Origin of the sequence: Falsigemmobacter faecalis (assembly GCF_003863335.1) — a bacterium.
GTDB lineage: Bacteria > Pseudomonadota > Alphaproteobacteria > Rhodobacterales > Rhodobacteraceae > Wagnerdoeblera > Wagnerdoeblera faecalis.
Map to the genome: position 1 here is coordinate 101,231 of NZ_RRAZ01000001.1, position 21,282 is coordinate 122,512.

Annotated in this window: 25 protein-coding genes; 8 read left to right on the forward strand and 17 right to left on the reverse strand. The window is 64.1% G+C overall.

Annotated elements, in window-relative coordinates:
* Positions 1–31: 31 nt before the first annotated feature.
* Together EG244_RS00620 and ftsY are read right to left on the reverse strand one after the other, a co-directional pair.
* Complete coding sequence (locus tag EG244_RS00620) at positions 32–943, reverse strand: EamA family transporter (RefSeq protein WP_124963068.1); 912 nt, start codon at positions 941–943, stop codon at positions 32–34.
* 119 nt (positions 944–1,062) lie between these two features.
* Complete coding sequence (gene ftsY / locus EG244_RS00625) at positions 1,063–2,202, reverse strand: signal recognition particle-docking protein FtsY (RefSeq protein WP_124963069.1); 1,140 nt, start codon at positions 2,200–2,202, stop codon at positions 1,063–1,065.
* A 157-nt stretch (positions 2,203–2,359) separates the two neighbouring features.
* Here ftsY and EG244_RS00630 point away from each other — a divergent pair, with 157 nt between their 5' ends.
* The 3 genes from EG244_RS00630 to EG244_RS00640 all read left to right on the forward strand — a co-directional run bounded on the left by EG244_RS00630 (position 2,360) and on the right by EG244_RS00640 (position 4,689).
* The gene (locus EG244_RS00630) at positions 2,360–3,118 is read left to right on the forward strand and encodes a BUD32 family EKC/KEOPS complex subunit (RefSeq protein WP_124963070.1); all 759 of its coding nucleotides are present in this window, start codon (positions 2,360–2,362) and stop codon (positions 3,116–3,118) included.
* Positions 3,119–3,204: 86 nt separating this feature from the next.
* On the forward strand, positions 3,205–4,239 hold the full coding sequence (locus tag EG244_RS00635; protein ID WP_233588877.1) for an alkane 1-monooxygenase: 1,035 nt from the start codon (positions 3,205–3,207) through the stop codon (positions 4,237–4,239).
* 63 nt (positions 4,240–4,302) lie between these two features.
* On the forward strand, positions 4,303–4,689 hold the full coding sequence (locus tag EG244_RS00640; RefSeq protein WP_124963071.1) for a hypothetical protein: 387 nt from the start codon (positions 4,303–4,305) through the stop codon (positions 4,687–4,689).
* Here the strand turns inward: EG244_RS00640 and EG244_RS00645 are convergent.
* The 3 genes from EG244_RS00645 to EG244_RS00655 are packed head-to-tail and all read right to left on the reverse strand — an operon-like array spanning position 4,686 to position 6,742.
* A complete protein-coding gene (locus tag EG244_RS00645) occupies positions 4,686–5,480 on the reverse strand; it encodes an iron chelate uptake ABC transporter family permease subunit (protein ID WP_124963072.1) in 795 nt (264 codons plus the stop codon). The two genes, EG244_RS00640 and EG244_RS00645, sit on opposite strands and share 4 nt — an antisense overlap.
* Entirely contained in the window at positions 5,473–6,270 is a 798-nt protein-coding gene (locus EG244_RS00650) for a metal ABC transporter ATP-binding protein (protein WP_124963073.1), read from the reverse strand. Before EG244_RS00650 ends, EG244_RS00645 begins: the two co-directional genes overlap by 8 nt.
* Positions 6,257–6,742 (reverse strand): Fur family transcriptional regulator, encoded by a 486-nt coding sequence (locus EG244_RS00655; RefSeq protein ID WP_199737682.1) that lies wholly within the window; start codon positions 6,740–6,742, stop codon positions 6,257–6,259. Before EG244_RS00655 ends, EG244_RS00650 begins: the two co-directional genes overlap by 14 nt.
* A 79-nt stretch (positions 6,743–6,821) precedes the next feature.
* Here EG244_RS00655 and EG244_RS00660 point away from each other — a divergent pair, with 79 nt between their 5' ends.
* The gene (locus tag EG244_RS00660) at positions 6,822–7,754 is read left to right on the forward strand and encodes a zinc ABC transporter substrate-binding protein (RefSeq protein WP_124963075.1); all 933 of its coding nucleotides are present in this window, start codon (positions 6,822–6,824) and stop codon (positions 7,752–7,754) included.
* A 72-nt stretch (positions 7,755–7,826) separates the two neighbouring features.
* On the opposite strand, the gene EG244_RS00665 is transcribed toward EG244_RS00660, so the two are convergent.
* Positions 7,827–8,786, reverse strand: coding sequence for an acetyl-CoA carboxylase carboxyltransferase subunit alpha (locus tag EG244_RS00665; protein ID WP_124963076.1), 960 nt, complete (start codon positions 8,784–8,786; stop codon positions 7,827–7,829).
* 535 nt (positions 8,787–9,321) lie between these two features.
* Between EG244_RS00665 and EG244_RS00670 the strand changes: the two genes are divergently transcribed.
* Positions 9,322–9,798, forward strand: coding sequence for an AraC family transcriptional regulator (locus EG244_RS00670; RefSeq protein WP_124963077.1), 477 nt, complete (start codon positions 9,322–9,324; stop codon positions 9,796–9,798).
* A gap of 36 nt (positions 9,799–9,834) precedes the next feature.
* Here EG244_RS00670 and EG244_RS00675 read toward each other — a convergent pair whose 3' ends face one another.
* The 10 genes from EG244_RS00675 to folK form a co-directional block, all read right to left on the reverse strand.
* Positions 9,835–10,173, reverse strand: coding sequence for a DUF1491 family protein (locus tag EG244_RS00675; protein WP_124963078.1), 339 nt, complete (start codon positions 10,171–10,173; stop codon positions 9,835–9,837).
* A gap of 124 nt (positions 10,174–10,297) precedes the next feature.
* Positions 10,298–11,281, reverse strand: a complete 984-nt coding sequence (gene era / locus EG244_RS00680) for a GTPase Era (RefSeq protein WP_124963079.1) — start codon at positions 11,279–11,281, stop codon at positions 10,298–10,300.
* The gene (gene rnc, locus EG244_RS00685) at positions 11,278–11,964 is read right to left on the reverse strand and encodes a ribonuclease III (protein WP_124963080.1); all 687 of its coding nucleotides are present in this window, start codon (positions 11,962–11,964) and stop codon (positions 11,278–11,280) included. Before rnc ends, era begins: the two co-directional genes overlap by 4 nt.
* Positions 11,961–12,749 carry a signal peptidase I gene (gene lepB / locus EG244_RS00690; RefSeq protein ID WP_124963081.1) on the reverse strand — a complete coding sequence of 263 codons (789 nt, stop codon included), beginning with the start codon at positions 12,747–12,749 and terminating at the stop codon, positions 11,961–11,963. The genes rnc and lepB overlap by 4 nt, the downstream gene beginning before the upstream one ends.
* Positions 12,750–12,799: 50 nt before the next feature.
* A complete protein-coding gene (gene acpS / locus EG244_RS00695; RefSeq protein WP_124963082.1) occupies positions 12,800–13,216 on the reverse strand; it encodes a holo-ACP synthase in 417 nt (138 codons plus the stop codon).
* A gap of 20 nt (positions 13,217–13,236) precedes the next feature.
* On the reverse strand, positions 13,237–13,995 hold the full coding sequence (locus EG244_RS00700) for a pyridoxine 5'-phosphate synthase (RefSeq protein ID WP_124963083.1): 759 nt from the start codon (positions 13,993–13,995) through the stop codon (positions 13,237–13,239).
* Between the two features lie 68 nt (positions 13,996–14,063).
* Positions 14,064–14,642 carry a DUF2062 domain-containing protein gene (locus tag EG244_RS00705; RefSeq protein ID WP_124963084.1) on the reverse strand — a complete coding sequence of 193 codons (579 nt, stop codon included), beginning with the start codon at positions 14,640–14,642 and terminating at the stop codon, positions 14,064–14,066.
* A 194-nt stretch (positions 14,643–14,836) separates the two neighbouring features.
* Positions 14,837–16,957, reverse strand: coding sequence for a RelA/SpoT family protein (locus EG244_RS00710; protein ID WP_124963085.1), 2,121 nt, complete (start codon positions 16,955–16,957; stop codon positions 14,837–14,839).
* Positions 16,958–16,992: 35 nt separating this feature from the next.
* Positions 16,993–17,346, reverse strand: coding sequence for a DNA-directed RNA polymerase subunit omega (gene rpoZ / locus EG244_RS00715; RefSeq protein WP_124963086.1), 354 nt, complete (start codon positions 17,344–17,346; stop codon positions 16,993–16,995).
* An 87-nt stretch (positions 17,347–17,433) separates the two neighbouring features.
* A complete protein-coding gene (folK, locus tag EG244_RS00720) occupies positions 17,434–18,042 on the reverse strand; it encodes a 2-amino-4-hydroxy-6-hydroxymethyldihydropteridine diphosphokinase (protein ID WP_325050374.1) in 609 nt (202 codons plus the stop codon).
* A 138-nt stretch (positions 18,043–18,180) separates the two neighbouring features.
* Between folK and EG244_RS00725 the strand changes: the two genes are divergently transcribed.
* From EG244_RS00725 to ispH, 3 genes are all read left to right on the forward strand, one after another.
* Positions 18,181–18,780 carry a LabA-like NYN domain-containing protein gene (locus tag EG244_RS00725; RefSeq protein WP_124963087.1) on the forward strand — a complete coding sequence of 200 codons (600 nt, stop codon included), beginning with the start codon at positions 18,181–18,183 and terminating at the stop codon, positions 18,778–18,780.
* 46 nt (positions 18,781–18,826) lie between these two features.
* Complete coding sequence (locus EG244_RS00730) at positions 18,827–19,270, forward strand: YqaA family protein (protein WP_124963088.1); 444 nt, start codon at positions 18,827–18,829, stop codon at positions 19,268–19,270.
* Positions 19,271–19,332: 62 nt separating this feature from the next.
* Positions 19,333–20,283 (forward strand): 4-hydroxy-3-methylbut-2-enyl diphosphate reductase, encoded by a 951-nt coding sequence (gene ispH, locus EG244_RS00735; protein WP_124963089.1) that lies wholly within the window; start codon positions 19,333–19,335, stop codon positions 20,281–20,283.
* A gap of 74 nt (positions 20,284–20,357) precedes the next feature.
* On the opposite strand, the gene EG244_RS20290 is transcribed toward ispH, so the two are convergent.
* Complete coding sequence (locus tag EG244_RS20290) at positions 20,358–21,188, reverse strand: hypothetical protein (RefSeq protein ID WP_124963090.1); 831 nt, start codon at positions 21,186–21,188, stop codon at positions 20,358–20,360.
* Positions 21,189–21,282 lie beyond the last annotated feature (94 nt).

A 21,282-nucleotide genomic window follows, 5' to 3' on the forward strand; every position in this document is an offset into this window, starting at 1 on the left:
CCTCAACCATAACGCCCCACAGGGGGCGCTGTCACGGAGTGGTTGCAAAGACCTTGACGCCAATGGCCCCAAGCGCGATCAGCCCCATCAGCGCAATCTGCGCCGGGCGCGAGCGCTCGCCGAGGATCACAAAGCCAAGCAGCGCCGCAAAAACCGTCGAGATTTCCCGCACCACCGCCGCTTCGGCCACATTGCCGATCCGCGTGGCGATCAGGATCGAGCCAAAGCTGATCCAGGCCGTCGCGCCCCCGGCCACTGCGCGCAAAAGCCACGGGCGCAGATCGGCGCGCGGCAGGGCACGAAAGCGGTGCCGCGCAAGCCAGGGCATCAACAGGCTGTCGAGCAGGAAAAACCAGGCGATGAAGCTGAAGGGCTCACTGCCCGAAGCGCGCAGCCCCCAGGCGTCAAAGCCGGTGTAAATCGCCACCATCGCGCCGGTCAGCCCCGCAAAACCCAGGGCCGGGGCCAGGGTCTCGCGGCTCAGCGCCACATAGCGCAGGTTCCAAAGCGCCAGACCCCCGATCCCCGCGATCAAAAGCGCCAGCCCCGCCCATTGCCAGCCCGCCAGCGTCTCGCCAAAAAGCACCCAGGCAAGCGCCACAGAGACCAGCGCCCCGGTGCCGCGGCTGGTGGGATAGACCACCGTGAACGCCCCGCGCGAAAAGGCCGCGCCCTGGGCCAGCTTGAACAGGCTGTGCAGCACAAAAGACCCGATCAGAAAGGGCCACAGATGCGGCGCCGGGAAGGGCGCCACAAAAATCACCAGCGGCAAAGCGATCAGCCCATAGGTCAGATCCATCCCGCCGCGCATCAGCCAGGGGTCAAAACGGCCCTTTTGCAGCGCACTCATCAGCGCATGACAAAAGGCCGCCAGCAGCGCCAGCCACAGCGCGATCTGCCGCCCCTCAGGGGTGCCCTCCAGCGCAAGGATCAGCTCAGTCACAGGCGTGATCCTTTCGCGTCAGAGGGGCTGATCTTTGGCTTTTTCAAAATACTCTGCGGGGGTCCGGGGGCGCAAAGCCCCCGGCGCTGCACATTAAAACAGCGGCTGCCGCAGCTTACTCAGTCCGAAGCCCCCACAAGGGCGCGGGCGAAATCTTCCGGATCAAAGGGCGCCAGATCGTCGATCTGCTCGCCCACGCCGATGGCATGGATCGGCAGGCCGAATTTATCAGCCAGCGCCACCAGCACACCGCCCCGCGCCGTGCCGTCAAGCTTGGTCATCACCAGCCCCGTCACATCGGCGATGCGGCGGAAGACCTCAACCTGGGCCAGGGCATTCTGCCCGGTGGTGGCATCCAGAACCAGCAGGGTGTTATGCGGCGCATCCGGGTCCACCTTGCGCAGCACCCGCACGATCTTGGCCAGCTCTTCCATCAGATCCTGACGGTTCTGCAGACGGCCTGCGGTATCGATTAGCAAAAGATCCGCGCCATCACGCTGCGCCTGGGTCAGCGCATCAAAGGCCAGTGAAGCCGGGTCCGAGCCCTGGGCCGCCGTCAGCACCGGCACATCAGCGCGTTTGCCCCAGACCTGAAGCTGCTCGACTGCCGCTGCGCGGAAGGTGTCGCCTGCGGCAATCACCACCTTCTTGCCCGCCGCGCGGAACTGCGCGGCAAGCTTGCCGATGGTCGTGGTTTTCCCCGAGCCATTGACCCCCACCACCAGCACCACCTGCGGACGCCGGGGATAGATCGGCAGCGGTTTGGCCACCGGCTCCAGGATGCGGGCCACTTCGCCCGCCAGCGCCTCGCGCAGCTCGCGCGCGCTGATGCGGCGGCCAAACCGGCCCTCGGCGATATTGGCGGTGACACGCGCGGCGGTCTCGACCCCCATATCGGCACGGATCAGCAGATCCTCCAGCGTCTCCAGCATCTCATCATCGACCAGACGGCGCTGCTCGGCTTCCGGGATGACGGCTCCGGCCAGACGGGCAAAGAAGCCGGGCTTTGCAGCAGGCTCTTCCGGCTCAGGCTTGGGCTCAGCGACAGCCACAGGTTCCGGCCGGGCTGCGGGTGCCGCCGGAGTGACCGGGCGCTCTGCCGGGGCACTCTGCGGCGCGGCCTGCGCCGGGGGGGCTGCGGGCGTGGGTTCGGCTACTGCGGCCGTGCTGCTCTGGTCGGCGACGATCTCATCAAGCCCGTCCGAGAGGCGGGAGGAAGATTTGAACAGACGCTCCTTGAGCTTTCCGAAAAATGACATGGCCTGCCCCTCAGTCGTGATGGCTTTTCTTCTGCTAGCGCAAGGCTGGCGCGGTGGAAAGCGGCCCAAACCACGCAGGTGGTGGAAAATCGGGCTGGTCCGGCCTATATGGCGCAGGCCCTGGCCCTTTGTGGCTGCTTTTGGATCTGATGTCTTTATGCAACCCGTGTCCGAGTATTTTGATCCCGCCCTTCCCGCCCCGCTGCGCGAGGCACTGGCCCAGGCGCTGAAAGCGCCGCCCCAGCGGGTGCAGCGGGTCAGTGGCGGCGGTGAGGCGCTCTGGCTCAAGCGCACGGAAGACAGCCTGTCGCTTTGGTGGCGGATCCTGAAGGGCAACAGCCGCCGCGCCTTTGAGGCCGACCGCCTAGCGCTGAAAGATCTGGCCCGTCAACAGCTTCCGGTGCCCGCCATCCGCGCTGAAGGCCCGGATTTCTTCGCCACCACCGAGATTGGCACCCCGGTTGCCCATCTGCTGCGCGGCGCGCAAAATGCAGAAGAGCTGGCCCCCGCGCTGGAGGCTGCGGGGCGCGCGCTCGGGGCCTTTCATGCCGCGGGTGTGGTCCATGGCCGCCCCAAGCTGCGCGACATCTGCTGGGATGGCGATCAGGCGCGGCTGATCGACTTTGAGCGCTATCGCCGCGACAACAGCAGCCCAAAGCTGATGGCCCAGGATATGCTGGTGCTGCTGCATTCGCTGTTTTCGCTGCGCCTTGAAGGGGATGCGGAAGCGCGGCTGGCGCTGAAGGGCTGGCTTTCGGTGGCCCCCGAGGGGATGGCAGAGGCGCTGGTCAAACGCGCGAAGGCGCTGGCCTGGCTGCGGCCCGCCTCGCGGCTGGCGCTGATGCGCCGCGCAGGCTCCAGCGAAATGATCGCCATGCCGGTCACCCTGGACTGGATTCTCGCGACCTTGCGCTGATCCGGCCTGCGTGTAACGCTTTCGCAGGAACTGACTGCGAGACTGACGGTTCCGTAACAGACCGGGACCGTCAGAAAGTGAAAGCCGTGACTGAGACTGCTGTGAGTGCCGCCACGCGCCGGGCGCTGTCGCTGTTTTCTGCGATGACGCTTCTGCCCGTGGCTCTGCTGCTGTTTGGCGCAGCTTATGGCGGTGCTGCGGCGGTGCTGGCGCTGGCCTTTATCGCGGGCATGGTGGCGGTGCTTGACCGCTTTGCCGCGCGCGCCGCCCCTGCCGTGCCGGAGGCGGATGAATTTCCGGCGGCCCCGGCGCTTTGTGTGGTGCTGGGGGGGCTGCATCTTCTGCTGCTGCCCTGGCTGATCTGGCGGCTGTCGGGTCCCGATCCTGCGCTTGGCCTCGGTGCAAGGGTGGCGCTGTTTCTGGGCTTCGCGCTCTGGCTGGGGCAGGTCTCCAATTCCAACGCGCATGAGTTGATCCACCGCAACAGCCGCTTCCTGCGCGCGCTTGGGGTTCTTCTTTATTCGACAATCGGTTACGGGCATCACGCCTCGGCCCATCGGCTGGTGCATCACCGCTATGTCGCCAGTGAGCGCGACCCCAATACCGCGCGGCGCGGAGAAGGGTTCTGGCGCTATCTGCTGCGGGTCTGGCCCGCAGAATACCGCGCCGGCCGCGCCGCCGAAGCGGAACTGCGTCAGGGCCCGGTCACACCCTATCGGATTTACGCAGGGCTGACGTTTGCCACGGCGGCCCTGGCCTTTGCCCTTGCGGGCGGGCGCGGGGTGCTGATCTGGGCGGGGCTTGCGGCTTATGCGCAGCTGCAGCTTTTGCTGTCGGATTACGTCCAGCACTACGGCCTGCGCCGGGAGCGGCTTGCCGATGGCCGGCTGGAGGCGGTGGGGCCGCAGCACTCCTGGGACGCGGCGCAGTGGGCCTCATCTGCACTGATGCTGAACGCCCCGCGCCATTCCGATCACCACGCGAATCCCCTCAGGGCCTATCCCGGCCTGACCCTGCCAGAGCGGGGGCTGCGGCTGCCTTACAGCCTGCCGGTCATGGCGGCCCTCGCCCTGGTGCCGCGCCTTTGGTTTCGGGTGATGCATCCGCATCTGCCGCGCTGAAATGTGACTGGTCATGGGGGCCAAGGCTCTGCCACTCTGATCCAACCGCGACAGGAGGCTCTGATGCATCTGCCCGCAGCCCTGGTTTTTCTGCTGGCCGCGCCCGCCGCCGCGCTGGATGGCGCGGGCTTTGAGGCTGCGGTGACCGGGCAGACCCTGGAGTGGCAAAACCACGGCATCCCCTATGGCGCAGAGCAATATCTGCCGGACCGCCGGGTGATCTGGCAGTTTGAGGGTGGCCCCTGCCAATACGGCACCTGGTCCGACCCTGAGCCGGGGCAGATCTGCTTTCTCTATGACAACGGCAACGACAGACAATGCTGGCGCTTTGAAATCGGGGGCAGCGGGCTGAGGGCAGAGTTTCTCGGCCTGGGCCACAACCGGCAGCTTCAGGAAGTCTCGCGCAGCACAGCGCCTTTAAGCTGTCCCGGACCGGGTCTGGGCGTTTAACGTCCCCGCCGCAGTGCGCTGCCGGCGAGAAGCACCGCAAAGATCACCGCCGCCACCGCTACGATCGAGGGTCCTGCAGGCGTATCTTGCTGAAACGACAGGAAAAGTCCGCCAAGTGCGGCCGCGGCTCCAAGCCCGGAGGCTGCCATGGCCATGCCTTCAGGGGTGCGGGTCACGACCCGCGCCGCCGCCGCCGGAATGATCAGCATGGCCGCAATCAGCAGCGCCCCGATGACCTTCAGCGAGACCGAGACCGTCAGCGCCAGCGCCAGCGTCAGGATCAGCCGCTCGCGCCCCGGGTTCAGACCGGATGACTGGGCCAGGTCTTCATGCAGCGTGCAGGTCAGCAGCGCCTGCCAGCGCCAGGCCAGCAGCGCCACCACCAATGCCGCTCCGCCCCAGATCACCGCCAGATCACTGCGGCTGACCGCGAGAATATCGCCGAAAAGCCAGCTCTCCAGCCCCATGCGCGCGCCGGGGATCATTGAGGCGGCCACCAGACCAAAGGCCAGCGCCGAATGCGCGATGACCCCCAGCAGCGTGTCCATCGCCCAGCCCCGTCCCGCCAGCGCAGAGACCGTGCCCGCCATGGCAAGCGCCACAATGGCCGTTCCCGCCAGCACCGGCAGATTCAGCGCCAGCGCCATGGCCACACCAAGGATAGCGGCATGTGAGGTCGCATCCCCAAAATAGGCCATGCGCCGCCAGATCACAAAAGAGCCCAGCGGCCCCGCCGCCAGGGCCACGCCGACGCCTGCAAGGCCCGCGCGGATCAGAAAATCATCAGGCATTATGGGCATGTCCGTGGTTGCAACCGGGGCCGTGGATATGGGTGGCGGGCAGCAGCGCGCCATCATGGGCGTGACTGTGATCATGGCCGTGGTCATGCTCATGGCGGTAAAGCGCCAGCGCGCCCTGGGTGCCAAGGCCAAAGAGCGCGCGATATTCCGGCGCGTTAGAGACCACGCGCGGCGTGCCCTCACAGCAGACATGACCATTGAGGCAGACCACGCGGTCCGAGGCGGCCATGACCACATGCAGATCATGGCTGACCATCAGCACAGCCGCCCCGGTCTCGGCGCGGATCTCGGCGATCAGGCGGTAAAAGGCGGCCTCTCCGGGCTGATCGAGCCCCTGGGTCGCCTCATCCAGCACCAGAAGCTGCGGTTTCGCCAGCAGAGCGCGGGCCAGCAGCACGCGCTGCAACTGTCCGCCCGACAGCGCCGACATCTGCCGCTGCGCCAGCCCCGCATCGACGCCGGTCCGGGCGAGCGCGGCCATGGCCTCAGCATCGCTGACCCGTTTGGGCAGCGAGAGAAAGCGCCGCACCGTCATCGGCAGATTGTGATCCACGGCCAGTTTCTGCGGCACATAGCCGATCACCAGACCTGGCGCGCGGCGCACCTCCCCCGAGGAGGGCGGCAGGATCCCCAAAAGCGCGCGCATCAGCGTCGATTTGCCCGAGCCGTTCGGCCCGAGCACGGTGACGATTTCGCCCGCTTTGATGTGAAAATCGACTGCCGAAAGCTGCGTCTCGCTGCCGCGGCGGATGGTCAGTGCCTTTGCCTCAACGAGCATCATTGCCCTCGCTGCAGTCGGGGCAAAGCCCGGTGGCCTCAAGGCTCATGCCCTCAACCGTGAAGCCAAAGGCCGCAGCCGTGGCGACAAGGGCGGCGCGGATCTCGTCGGCGGGGGCCTCAGCGATGCGCTTGCACAGGTGGCAGATCAGGAAGGCGGGCTCATGATCTTCGGCCGGGTGCATACAGGCGGCAAAGGCATTGAGCCGCTGAACCCGGTGGGCAAGCCCCTGATCCACAAGAAATTCCAGTGCCCGATAGACGACCGGAGGCTGGCGGCCAAAGCCCTCGGCGGCCAGGCGGTCCAGCACCTCATAGGCGCCCATGGCGCGGTGTTCTTCGAGCAAAATCTCAAGGGTGCGGCGGCGCACGGGGGTCAGGCGCACGCCAGAGCGGCGCGCGCGCTGCTCGGCTTCGGCCAGGACCGTGCCGGTGCAATGGTGATGTTCGTGGTGATGAAAGGCCGGGGTCTGCATTCGAATTTCACCGCTTGACATGTTATATTATCACATACAGAAACTGACGCCCTAAGGAAAGCCCGCAAAGGACCCCGCTATGCTGAAATTCGTAAGGACCTCCGCGGTGGCCTGCCTGATGCCGCTGGCGCTTCAGGCGGCGGAGCTGCGCCTTGTGACGGATCTGCCGCCGGTGCATTCGCTTGTCTCGCTGGTGGCGGGCGACAGGGCCGTGCCGGTTCTGATGATGGATCAGCCCGGGGACGGCCACACCTTCGCGCTGCGCCCGAGCCAGGCCTCGGCGCTTGCGCGGGCGGATCTGGTGATCTGGACCGGCCCGGAGATGGCGCCCTGGATGGCGCGCGCGCTGGAGGGGGGCAAAAAGGCCTCGCTGCCGCTTTTGCAGGCCCCCGGCACCCGGCTGCGTGCCTGGGGTGATGGGGAGCATGAGCCTCACGACCATGAGGGCCACGCGCATGACGAGCATGATCATGAGGGGCATGACCACGCCCATGGCGACACCGACCCCCATGCCTGGCTGGAGCCTGCGAATGCGCTTTACTGGCTCGATCTGATCGCGCGCCGTCTGGCTGAAGCTGATCCGGAGAACGCCGCGCATTACCGCGCCAACGCCAAAGAGGCCGCTGCCACCCTGCGCGGCCTTGACGCAGAGTTGCGCGCTTTGCTGGAGCCGGTGAAGGACCGCGCTTTCGTGCTGGGCCATGATGCCTATGGCTATTTCACCGGGCATTACGGGCTGCACACCGCAGGCACCGTGGCTGCGGGGGATGCCGCAGGCCCCGGTGCACAGCATCTGAGCGCGCTTCGGATGCAGTTGGCCGGGGAGGAGGTCGTCTGCGCCTTTCCCGAGGTCGGGCAGTCCGAGCGGCTTCTGGACACCGTTCTGGAGGGGAGTGCCGTTCAGAAGGGCGCGGCCCTCGATCCGGCAGGCTCAACGCTGGAGAAAGGCCCCGGGCTTTATGCGGCGCTGATGCGTGATCTGGCGCAGAAAATCAGCGACTGCCTGAAGTAAGGCGCTGTCAGATATGAAAACACCGGCAGGCCGAAGGGCGCTGCCGGTGTTTTTATCTGGAGGACGGGTGGCTCAGGCGGCGAGGCCGCGCGCGCCCATGCCGAGGAATTTCTCCCGACGGGCTTTGACCAGCGCATCGGGGGATTTCTCGTTCAGGTCTTTCAGCATGGCGGTGATGGCATCGCCGACAGCCGCAATGGTGCTCTCGCGGTCGCGCTGTGCGCCGCCCAGCGGCTCGCGGATGATCTTGTCGACCACGCCCAGCTTCAGCAGATCCTGCGCGGTCAGGCGCAGCGCTTCGGCGGCATCGCGGGCGCGGTCTGCGTCTTTCCACAGGATCGAGGCGCAGCCTTCGGGCGTGATGACCGAATAGACCGAATGCTCCAGCATGGCGACTTTATTGGCGGTGGCAAAGGCCACAGCGCCGCCCGAGCCGCCTTCGCCGATGATGACCGAGATCAGCGGCACGCCGATCTGCAGGCATTTCTCGGTCGAGCGGGCAATGGCTTCCGACTGCCCGCGCTCTTCCGCACCTTTGCCGGGATAGGCGCCGGGGGTGTCGACAAGGGTGATGACCGGCAGGCCGAAGCGGTCGGCCATTTCCATCAGGCGCACGGCTTTGCGGTAGCCTTCGGGACGGGCCATGCCGAAGTTGCGCTCAATGCGCGACTTGGTGTCATGGCCTTTTTCCTGACCGATCACCACGACCGGCTGGTCGTTGAAACGGGCCAGACCGCCCATGACGGCATGGTCATCGGCAAAATTGCGATCCCCGGCGAGGGGGGTATATTCGGTAAAGAGCGTGTCGATGTAATCTTTACAATGCGGCCGGTCAGGATGACGGGCCACCTGGCATTTGCGCCAGGCCGACAGGTCTTTATAGAGGTCTTTCAGCAGCGCTTCGGCCTTGCGGTCAAGCGCATCGGCTTCTTTGCTGACGTCAGCCTCAGAATTCGCCCGTGCCATGGCACGCAGCTCTTCCGCCTTGCCTTCGATTTCAGCGAGGGGTTTTTCGAATTCGAGATATTGCATCAACACGGACCTCCGGAGGAACCCTGTCTATATGGAGAAGTGTTGCGGCAGGATCAACCCGATGAGAAGTCACAGCGGCAAAAGGGCTGCTGAAGGGCCCTGGCGGGGGACGATTGCCAGCGGCGCGCGGGCGTCGGATGCGGCGGAGGGGCAGGGCCCGTGTGGCCTTCGGGGGGCAGCGGGCGGGTTGCCCGGTGATTCTCTTTCCGCTGCGGACAGGCCGGATCCTTTGCAACCTGAGGTGGGCAGCCCTTGATCTTGGCGAAATGTCGGGAACATCCGGCTCTGCCGTCTGTTACAGTAGGTGTGGGGCCTTCGGGGCCAGGGACCGGAGTTGGGACGGATTTTGCGATCGGCAGGCGATTGGTATGGTTCGCTATTTACCCATAAGTTGTTTATAATGCTGCATAAACACGCCCTGATTTATTTGTTCAACATTACGTGAATGGGTGCGGAAACGTTGTTGTAAAATTTTCGCATGGGAAACTCTGCCTGATCCTCGGGCGTTAGCCGGAGGTAGTGTGAGGAGCACCCCATGTATCCGGTACGAGTAACGACGCTTGAAACACAACCCATGTTGCTGATGCCCTGGACGGGCCCCTATGCGGAAGTCGAAAAAGGGTTCGAAAAGCTTGAAGAGATCCTGGCCGGTGCCCGGGTTTTCGCGCCCGAGGTTGAGGCCATTGTCGGGATCTATCTCGATGATCCCAGCACCACGCCCCCTGCGGATCAGCGCGCCGATCTGGGGGTGCTGATGTCTGAGATCCTGGCTGCCCCTGAGGGCATGACCCCGGCAGAACTGTCGCCGGGGCGCTATGCCGTTCTGACCCATAAGGGCGGCTTTGACAGCCTGATGAAGGCCTGGTGCTGGTTCTATGAAGACTGGATGCCCGGCTCGGGTGAGCAGATTGATGACAGCCGCAAGCCCTTTGAGCTTTATGCTGACAGCATGGAGCCGGGGATTCAGCCCGATGATGCGGAGATCCTGATCTGCGTGCCGGTGGCGGGCTGAGGCGGGGACCTCTGTCTGCAGGTGCAAACGGCGGCGTCAGTCTTTCAGGCCGGGCTCATCCAGAAGGGTGCGCCCGGCACGGTCTTCCAGCTCGATAATCCACAGATCCCGGTCGCGGCTGCGGGCGCGGGTCAGCGCCTCATCGACGTCGCGCTCGGGGCCGGAGGCGAGTTCCAGCCAGACGCGGGCTCCGGTCATCAGATCATAACTGCGGCTGAAGGCGCGGGCCTGACCGTCGAGGGTGGCGCATTTCACCAGCACCGTTCCCGCATCCGCATCGCCCTTTGCCGTGACATAGGCCGCAATATCCGCCAGCCGCAGCCGGGTGAGATAGGCTTTGACCCAGAACTCAGCGGTGAGGCGGGGAGCGGACATCAGAAACCTGCGGGGAGGGGGGGAGTGGGGCGAAACTGTTGCCGGGGGATCCGTCAGAGCGGGATCCTGGCGGAGAGGTCCGGGGCGCTGCCCCGGGCCCCGGAGTATTTTTAAAAAGCCAAAGTCAGGCGTCGCCGTCTTTGAAATTGAGGCCCATCTCGGAGTAGCGCTCTTTTTCATTGAGCCACTCGGGGCGGACCTTCACCTGCAGGAAAAGGTGGACCGGGCGGCCGAGGAACTCACTCAGATCCTGGCGGGCGGCGGTGGAGACCGCTTTGATCGTCGTGCCGCCGGAGCCGAGGATGATGCCCTTGTGGCCATCCCGCGCGACATAGATCAGCTGGTCGATCCGGGTGGAGCCGTCTTTGCGGTCTTCCCATTTCTCGGTCTCAACGGTGAGCTGATAGGGGATCTCTTCGTGCAGACGCAGGGTCAGCTTTTCGCGGGTGACTTCGGCGGCGATCATGCGCATCGGCAGATCGGCGATCTGGTCTTCCGGGTAGAGCCAGGGATGCTCGGGGAGTTGATTGCCGAGCCAGTTGCGCAGATCCTCAACGCCGTAGCCGCGTTCTGCCGAGACCATGAAGGTTTTGACGAAGGGATAGGCTTCGTTCATTTCCTGGGTCAGGGCGAGCAGGGTTTCGGCTTTGACGCGGTCGATTTTGTTGATCGCCAGTGCCACCTGGGTCTTGCCGGGCAGTTTGTCGCGGATCGCCTCAAGGATGGCTTTGGTGCCTTCGGTGAGGCCGCGGTGGGCCTCAATCAGCAGGACCACGATGTCAGCGTCGGCAGCACCGCCCCAGGCGGCGGTGACCATGGCGCGGTCAAGGCGGCGGCGCGGGCGAAAGATGCCGGGGGTGTCGATGAAGACGATCTGCGCATTGGCGCCGGGTGCCATGGCGACGCCGCGGATGCGGGCGCGGGTGGTCTGCACCTTATGCGTCACGATCGAGACTTTCGCCCCGACCACGCGGTTCAGCAGGGTCGATTTGCCGGCATTGGGCTCTCCGATGAGAGCAACAAAGCCCGCGCGCTGCGGGCCTTTCGGGAGGTCAACGGCGGTTTCAGCGGGGGCGATGTGCGGGATTTCGTCGTTCTGGTCGTTCATGAGGTAGTCTCCAGGCGCGCGAGAAGCGTGCGGGCGGCCGTCTGTTCGGCGGCGCGTTTGGAACCGGCTTTCGCCTGCTCCTCCTCGCCGGAGGCGAGGCGGACGGCGATGGTGAAGCGGGGCTCGTGGGGGGGACCCTCACGGGCGATCTCAGTATAGCTCGGGGGCGGCAGGCCGCGGGCCTGGGCCCATTCCTGCAGCGAGGTCTTGGGGTCGCGGGCATCGGCGCGCACATCGGTGACACGGCTGCCCCAGAGGCGCAGCACGAGGGCCTTGGCCACTTCAAAGCCGGCATCGCGGTAGACGGCGGCGATCACAGATTCCATGGCATCGGCCAGCAGCGCCTCTTTGCGGCGCCCGCCGGAGAGCATCTCTGAGCGGCCAAGGCGCAGCACGTCGCCGATGCCCAGCTCGCGGGCGACTTCGGCGCAGGTTTCCTTGCGCACCAGCGTGTTGAAGCGCGGGGCCAGCTGGCCTTCTGAGGCCGCGCGATCCGCCATCAGCAGAGCTTCCGACATCACAAGGCCCAGCACGCGGTCGCCGAGAAACTCAAGCCGCTGGTTGTCAGGCCGGGTGGCGGTCGCGATGGAGGGATGGGTCAGGGCACGGACCAGAAGCTCGGGCCTGCGGAAATGATGCCCGAGTGTGATCTGAAACGTCTGAAGGTCTGCCGAGAGTCTCACTGTACTGCCTTGAAGAAACGATCTGACCGCCAGGTCCAGAAGAAGAAAAGCGACTTGCCCGCCGAGGAGAACATGATGCGGTCCGCGCGACCGATCAGATTTTGCGCCGGCACGAAGCCCACGCCGCCCACGGCACGGCCGTAACGGCTGTCCTGGCTGTTGTCACGGTTGTCACCAAGGAAGAAGTAATGCCCCGGCGGAACTGTGAAGACCGGGGTATTATCGGCAAAGCCGCCGTCGTCGATATTGAGCACCGGATAGCTGTGGCCACCGGGCAGCGTCTCCATCATGCGCGGTTTGATGCAGGTGCCGCCCGCACCGACCGGCGCATTGGCGCAGCGCGGCTCATTGCCCATGGGGCCCTGGGGCTCATAGGTCTCAGTGAAATCGCCCGCGGGGGTCTGGGGCAGTTCGGTGCCGTTCAGCACCACTTTGCCGTCCACCATCTGCACGGTGTCACCCGGAAGGCCGATCAGGCGCTTGATGAAGTCAGAGCCGTTGACCGGATGGCGGAAGACCACCACATCACCGCGCTCAGGCTCAGAGGCGAAGAGACGGCCCTCGAAGGGGCAAAGACCCATCGGGCAGGAATAGCGCGAATAGCCGTAGGACATCTTGTTGACGAAGAGGAAATCCCCGATCAGCAGCGTCTCTTTCATCGACCCCGAGGGGATCCAGAACGGCTGAAACAGCAGAGTCCGAAAGACAGCCGCGATCGCAACCGCGTAGACCACGGTCTTGACCGTTTCAAAGATGCCGTCTTTTTTTTCTGCTTTGGCTGCCATTTCCGTCTTTCCTGAGCTTCGGTGCTATGTGCGCGTGAGGGGGGCGGCTGTCAAGCGACGGCTGCGGGCGGCCTGGGGCGCGCCTCGATGACCACAAAGGCCTGGGCCCAGGGGTGATCGTCGGTCAGCGAGACATGGATAATGGCCTCATGCCCCGGGGGCGTCATGGCGGCCAGACGCTCGGCCGCCCAGCCATGGACTTTCATCACCGGCTGGCCGGAGGGCAGGTTTGACACCTCCATATCGCGCCAGGCGATGCCCATGCGCAGACCGGTGCCAAGCGCTTTGGAGCAGGCCTCTTTGGCGGCCCAGCGTTTGGCATAGGTGGCCACCGTTTCGCGGCGCCGCTCGGCCCGGGCCTGTTCGGCCTCGGTGAAGACGCGGTTGCGAAAGCGGTCGCCAAAGCGGTCAAGCGTGCCGGAAATCCGTTCGATATTCGCCAGATCCGTGCCGATGCCGAGGATCATTCCGCCAGGTGTCCGCACGATCAGGCCATGGCCTGACGGGTCAGATCCATCAGGCGGCGCATTTCGCGGATCGCCGGATCAAGGCCCATGAAGACGGATTCCGAGATCAGGAAATGGCCGATGTTCAGCTCAACCACTTCGGGGATGGCGGCGATCGGCTCAACGGTTTCAAAGCTGAGGCCGTGGCCCATATGGACCTCAAGGCCCAGCGAGGCGGCCAGCGCCGCGCCGCCCATCAGGTCGCGAAGCTCATCATCGCGCTCAGCCATGCGGCCTTCGGCGTGCAGATCGCAGTAATGGCCGGTGTGAAGTTCGACCACCGCAGCCCCTGCGCGGGCGGCTGCTTCGATCTGACGCGGATCATGGCCGATGAAAAGCGACACCCGGCTGCCTGCAGCAGCCAGGGGCGCGATGTAATCCGTGAGGCGCGCCTCATCGGAGAGCACATCGAGACCGCCCTCGGTGGTGCGCTCTTCGCGCTTTTCCGGCACGATGCAGACGGCATGGGGTTTGTGGCGCAGCGCAATGGCCTGCATCTCATCGGTGGCCGCCATCTCAAAGTTCAGCGGCAGCGCAATGACCGCCATCAGCCGCTCAATATCGCTGTCGATGATGTGGCGGCGGTCTTCGCGCAGATGGGCGGTGATGCCATCGGCACCCGCCGCCTGGGCCAGCAGCGCTCCGCGCACCGGATCGGGATAGGCCGAGCCGCGGGCATTTCGCAAAGTGGCAATGTGGTCGATATTGACGCCAAGGCGAAGGGCTTGAGCTGCGGACATTGCAGAACTCCGGTGAGAAGCGAATTTTGGCAAAGATTAGCCCTGGGGCCCCGGGAAGGAAACCGCTTTCACGGCTTTGGGCTCCGGGCTTTCGCCGCGCTGATGCGGGCGTCGCGGTGGCGGGCGCGCAGGCGCTGCCAGGCGCGGATCAGCGGCAGGCTGCCCCATTGGAACATCAGCCCGGCAATGGTGCCGGGGATCACGGAGCCTGCCAGCATCGGCAGCCAGATCCGCCAGAAAAACTCGCGCAGAGGTGTCCAGTCCGGCGTGCCCCCGGTCCAGAAGTACAAAAGGTTGCGCGCGATCTGGGCAGAGGCCTCGGAGAAGAACGGCAGCACCTGCGACAGCGTCATGCGGTTCTCGGTGCCTAAAAGCCAATAGCCCGTCTCCAGCGAGAGGGTCATAAAGATCGGCGTTGTCAGGGGGTTACCGACGAATGTGCCAAAGAGAGCCGCCGGAACATTGCCGCGCATCGCCCAGGCAATCCCGGCCGCGCCGAGGAAGTGAAAGCCAAAAAGCGGCGTGAACGAGATGAAGACCCCGGCGAAAAAGCCCCGGGCAATCCGCTCGGGTGTGTCGGGCAGGCGGCGCATGCGGTGCCAGACATAGGTCGCGGCCCGCTTCCAGCCGCTGCTGGGCCAGATCATTTCCAGTGCAGAGCGCCAGAGCGGGCGGCTGTCGCGACGTTTGAAAACCAGGGGGACAGTCCTTTTCTGGCAGACGTCCGGCAGAACCCGGGCGGGTGACGGCAGCTCTCATATCTGGGTGCTCCGGCAGAAATGGCGCAGCCCCCTCGCCATCACAATCGGGTAATCGGCGGGATTTTAACGACGCCCGCCGCTTAACTGCCCGGCTTGCGGGTCGGATCACGGCGGCGCGAGACGCGGGCGACATCGGTCTCGGCATCGAGCGTCATCATCAGCGTGTGCAGATGCTCAAGATCGCGCAGATCCACATCAAAGAGGATGCGGTAATAATCCGGCTTTTTGTCGGTGAAGACGATATCCGAGATATTGGCCTGACGATCGCCGATCAGCGTACAGATCCGGCCCAGCACGCCCGAGTGGTTCGCTATGGTGACATCGAGGGAGACGGTATTGACCGCCGCGTGACGGCCGGGATGCCAGCGCAGGTCAATCCAGCGTCCGGGCTGATCGCCATATTCTTCAAGGACCGGGCAGTCGATCGCATGGGCGACCACACCGCGGCCACGATAGGTGATGCCGACGATGCGCTCACCCGGCAGGGGCTGGCAGCAATTGGCGCGGTGGAAGGTCTGATCATCGGCAAGACCCGCCACGGGGCGGCTTTTGTCGACTTCGGTATTGCTGACCGAGAGTTCGGGATAAAGCGTCGCCACCACCTTCTGCGCGGTGAGTTCCGCCGAGCCGATACGCGCCAGCAGTTCTTCCGCATCGGGGAGCGAAAGGGTGCGGGCGGCGGTTTCCAGCGCCTTATCGGTGGCCTTTTTGCCGACGCGCTCAAAGCTGACCCGCGCGAGTTCACGGCCCAGTTTCACAAAACGCTCGCGGTCTTCTTCGCGCAGGGATTTGCGGATCGCGGCCTTGGCGCGGCCGGTGACCACAATATCGATCCAGGTCGCCTGGGGTTTTTGCCCCTCGGCGGTAATGATTTCAACCGATTGCCCGTTCTTCAGCCGGGTCCAGAGCGGCACGCGGATGCCGTCGACCTTGGCCGAGACGCAGGCATTGCCGATGCGGGTGTGGATCGCATAGGCGTAATCGAGGGGCGTGGCCCCGCGCGGCAGCTGCACCACATCGCCCTTCGGCGTGAAGCAGAAGACCTGATCCTGATACATCTCAAGCTTCACATGCTCGAGGAACTCATTGTGATCGGTCTCTTCCAGACGCTCGGTCAGCTGCGCGATCCAGCGCGCGGGATCGACGGCAAAGGGGTTCACCGTGCGCGCGCCGTCCTTATAGGACCAATGCGCAGCCACACCGGCTTCCGCGACCTCATGCATCTCGCGGGTGCGGATCTGCACCTCAACGCGCTTGCCGTCGCGGCCCGAGACGGTGGTATGGATCGAGCGGTAGCCGTTCTGCTTTGGCTGGCTGATATAATCCTTGAAGCGCCCCGGCACCGCGCGCCAGCGCTGATGCACCAGACCAAGGATCTGGTAGCAGTTCTCCATGCTGTCGGTGATGACGCGGAAGCCATAAATGTCTGACAGGCGCGAGAAGGCGAGGTCCTTCTCCTGCATCTTGCGCCAGATCGAATAGGGTTTCTTGGCGCGGCCATAGACATTGGCCTCAATCTCCGCCTTTTCCAGCAGCGAGCGGATGTCATTGGTGATGACATGCACCACATCGCCGGATTCGCGCTGCAGCGTGATAAAGCGGCGCAGGATTGAGTTCCGGGCCTCCGGGTTCAGCACCCGGAAGGACAGATCCTCCAGCTCTTCGCGCATCCACTGCATCCCCATGCGACCGGCGAGGGGCGCATAGATTTCCATGGTTTCGCGGGCTTTCTGCGCCTGTTTCTCCGGCTTCATCGAGCGGATGGTGCGCATATTATGCAGCCGGTCCGCGAGTTTGACCAGAATGACGCGCAGATCCTTCGACATCGCGAAGAAGAGCTTGCGGAAGTTTTCAGCCTGTTTCGACTGGGTGGAGGAGAGCTGAAGATTGGTCAGCTTGGTCACGCCATCGACCAGCTCGGCCACTTCATAGCCAAACATCCGCTCCACCTCGGTATAGGTGGATTTGGTATCCTCAATCGTGTCGTGCAAAAGCGCGGTGATCAGCGTCGCATCATCAAGCCGCATCTCAGTCAGGATGGCGGCGACGGCAACGGGATGGGTGAAATAGGGCTCGCCCGAGCGGCGGAACTGCCCGTCATGCATTTTCATCCCATAGGCATAGGCCTCGCGGATGAGCGCTGCATTGGTATGCGGGTTGTAAAGACGGACCAGCGCGATCAGATCTTCAACATCAATCATCGCAGGTCCGTCCGGGTCTTATGTGTGGGGGCGCGTCAGTCTTCGCGCTGAGCTTCGACGAGCATCCGCAGCATCCGCTCTTCCGACATATCGTCAGAGGCGGGGCGGTCCATCTCGGCGCTCATCAGCAGAGACATTTTATCTTCTTCCGGCTCATCGACCTCAATCTGGGTCTGCAGGCTGGCGATCATGCGGTCGCGCAGCGGGTCGGCAAGCTGGGTTTCTTCTGCGATTTCGCGCAGGGCAACAACCGAGTTCTTATCCCGCTCACGGTCAACCGTGATGGGGGAACCGGCAGCAATCTCACGGGCACGATGCGAAGCGAGCATCACCAGCTCGAAACGGTTCGGGACCTTGTCAACGCAATCTTCGACCGTCACGCGGGCCATGTGGTACTCCGGTTTGGATAGGGCATGGGAAGGAATCGTTTAGTGGAAATATCGGGGCTTGACAAGGGCAGCCCTGGCGCAGCGCGGTCACGTTTCGCTGTGATCCCACAGCCGCACCTCTGCCCGATCTTTCGGGGGCAGCGCATCGCAGAGTTCGCGGATCGTTCGGCCCAGCACCGGGTGGCGCCAGTCGGGGGCCACATCGGCCGCAGGCACCAGCACAAAGGCCCGATCCTGCAGGCGCGGATGCGGCAGAATCAGCTGATCGGGGCTGAGGCGGCTCTGGTCTTCGGGGGCGAGGTGCAGCCAATGCGCAAAGCCTGCGCGGTCGGGCAGCACGGTATCTTCCATGGCAATGAGGTCCAGATCCAGCGTCCGTGCCCCCCAGCGGGTGAGCCGCTCTCTGCCCGCCTCCGCCTCGATTGCATGAAGCGCGGCCAGGGCCTCAGCGGCGGTCCCGCTCCAGCAGGCTGAAAACGCGGCATTGGCATAGTCCGGCCCGGAGCCCGCGGGGAAGGCCTGGGTACGGTATACCGGGCTTGCGCGCAGTCCCGAAAAGCCTGCAGACTGAAGCTGCTCAATAACGCGGCTGATTGTCCCATAAGGACCCGTAGAACAAAGGCCGGTTTCACCAGGTTTTACAGGCAGATTTGCGCCTGCGGCGATGATCACGCGCTTTGCGGAAGGTGACAGCAATGTTACACTTTCGATTGAGGTATGTTGCGGCAGCCGATGTTTTACACGATTTAAGTTCTGCAGCCCGGAGACGGCAGCACCTGACGGTTGCCATTTTTCCCGTCAGCGACGCCCAGGGCTGGTTTCAGGGGACACCAAATGTTTTACAAAGACGACCGGTTGGCATTGTTTATTGACGGTTCCAACCTTTATGCAGCGGCACGCACCCTCGGGTTCGATATTGATTACAAGCTCCTTCGTCAGGAGTTCATGCGCCGCGGAAAGCTGGTGCGGGCGTTTTATTACACCGCGCTGCTGGAAAATGAAGAGTATTCACCCATCCGGCCGCTGGTCGACTGGCTGAATTACAACGGCTTCGCCATGCGCACCAAGCCGGCCAAGGAATATACCGACAGCCAGGGCCGCCGTAAGGTGAAGGGCAATATGGATATTGAGCTGACGGTGGATGCGATGGAACTCGCACCGCATGTCGATCATGTCGTGATCTTCTCGGGTGATGGTGACTTCAAGCCGCTGGTGGAAAGCCTGCAGCGTCAGGGTGTGCGCGTCTCGGTGGTCTCGACCATCCGCAGCCAGCCGCCGATGATCGCCGATGAGCTGCGCCGTCAGGCGGATAATTTCATCGAACTCGATGAACTTCGGGACGTTATCGGCCGACCGCCGCGTGATCCGCGGGTTGCATCTGACCGCCCCACGGGTGAAGATGCACCAGAGCAGCCTATGGCAGAGGTCCGGTGAGAACACAGCGTCGCGCATATATCTTCCGTCACACGGAGCGCGGCGCATGAGCGTCGGGGGGGCAGCCGGCCTTGCAGGCCTGGCCGTGGCAAGTTTCGCTGCGGCAACGCCGCTCCCTTTTACATCTGAGCCCCTGTTTATCGGCCTTCTGGTCTCGGGGCTTGGTCTGCCGCTGGTGATTGTGCTGGTGGCCTCGATCGCCAATACCGCAGGCTCTGTCGCCACCTATATGATGGCGCGGGCTGCGGGGGCTGCAGGCGGCGACAAATGGATGCCGGTCTCGGGCAAAAAGCGCGAGAAGCTGGAAGCCTGGTATCGCAAATGGGGTCTCTGGACCCTTCTGCTGGCCTGGATCCCCGGCGGCGATCTGCTGGTGATCCTGGCAGGTCTGGCCCGTGCGCCGATTGTGGCCGTGACCGCCATTCTGACCTTCGCCAAAACGCTGCGCTTTGCGGCCCTTGCGCTGCTGACGCTGGGCCTTTTCGGCTGAGCCTTTAACTTCATCCCGGATGGGCTTAGGTTCGCTGCACGCAAGTGATCTGAGGACCTGCCATGTCTCTGCCGCCGCTGACCCTTTATCTTGCCGCACCGCGCGGCTTTTGCGCAGGCGTCGATCGGGCGATCCGCATCGTTGAGATGGCGCTGCAGAAATGGGGCGCGCCGGTCTATGTCCGTCATGAGATCGTGCACAACAAATATGTCGTGGATGATCTGCGCGCCAAGGGCGCTGTTTTCGTTGAAGAACTCGACGATTGCCCCAATGATCGCCCGGTGATCTTTTCCGCGCATGGCGTGCCGAAAGCCGTGCCCGCTGAGGCGGCGCGGCGCGAGATGATCGCCGTGGATGCGACCTGCCCGCTGGTGACCAAGGTTCATAATGAGGCCGCGCGCCATTTCTCCAATGGCCTGCAGATGGTGATGATCGGCCATGAGGGCCATCCCGAGACCGTCGGCACCATGGGCCAGCTGCCGCCCGGAGAGGTGCTTCTGGTCGAGACGGTTGAGGATGTGCCGGGTCTTCAGGTGCGCGATCCCGCGAAGCTTGCGATGATTACCCAGACCACGCTTTCCGTCGATGACACCAAAGACATCGCCGCCGCCCTGCAGGCGCGCTTCCCGGCCATCGTCATCCCGGCCAAGGATGACATCTGCTATGCCACCACCAACCGTCAGGCGGCGGTCAAAGCCATTGCGCCGAAAATCGACGCGCTTCTGGTGATCGGCGCGCCGAATTCCTCAAACTCAAAGCGGCTTGTGGAAGTGGGCAGCGCCTCGGGCTGTGCTTACAGCCAGCTGGTGCAGCGCGCGGCGGATATCGACTGGCGTGCCCTCTCGGGGATCACCTCGGTCGGCATCACCGCCGGGGCCTCGGCCCCCGAAGTGCTGATCAATGAGGTCATCGACGCCTTCCGCGCCCGCTTTGAGACGACGGTGGAGCTGGTCGAGACGGCGGTTGAGAACGTCGAGTTCAAAGTCCCCAAAGTCCTGCGCGAAACCGCCTGAGGGCGTCACCTTTCAGGCCGCCTGAGGCGCCTGCAACCGGCCAGTCCGGGGGCGCTTCATGAGGCGAAGCCCCTTCAGTCATTGCGCCCCTTCTGCACCAGCCCCGCCACCGCTGCGATCCCCAGCGAGGTGACAATCCAGCCCGCCGCCTGCAGCACGACCCAAAGCGCGCGGCCGATCGAGCCGGTTGTGGTCACGGTGGTCACCGCCCAGGACCGCTCCTGCCCGAGATCCATGACCGGCAGATAGGTATCAAGCGCGAAGAGAAAGGGTGAAAACGCCTCATAATGCTGCGCCGAGGCGCTGCTCAGCCAGGGCTGTGTCGGCGATACCGGGTCTGCGGCCATGGCGGTCAGCCAGTCCGGTGAGGTGAGGATCTGATCTGAGGCAGGGGCGAAAACCCCGGCCTGCCAGCCCAGATGCGCAAGCATTGCGCCGAGTGCGATCAGCGCCACGGAACAATAAAGCGGGCGCTTGGGATCATAGCCATAGCCGATGACAAGGCGTTTCAGGCAGGACCAGAGGCGGTGCACCTGATACTCCAGCCAAAGTCCGTCCGCACGCAGGCACTGTTTCAAAAAGGCTGGCCCTTGCTGCCAGTCGCAGGTGCGAGCCGCCTCATAGCGGGCGCGCATCTGGGTCTGTTCGTGGGAGATATACTGCGCTTCGCGGGCCATGAGCACTTTACGGGCCGCCGAATCGTCGCCGTTTTCACGTAGAACCTGCGCGAACTGACGCCAGGGCTGGCTGGAGAAGGTCAGCTTCCCGCAGGTGGCTGATGCGAGCCAGGATATACGGTTCCGGATCTCACCGATGTTTTCGGCCCGGATGTGCGTGTAGCGAAATCCATCCAGATCCAGACCGCCGGTGCAGGCTTTCCAGCTTTGCGGATCATCGATCAGCACGTCAGTCTCGGCCCTGCTGAAACTGACTTCGCCGCCTGCTACCTGAATTTGAAGCCAGAACAGATCCTGCCCGACGCGCGTTTGCTGTAACGTC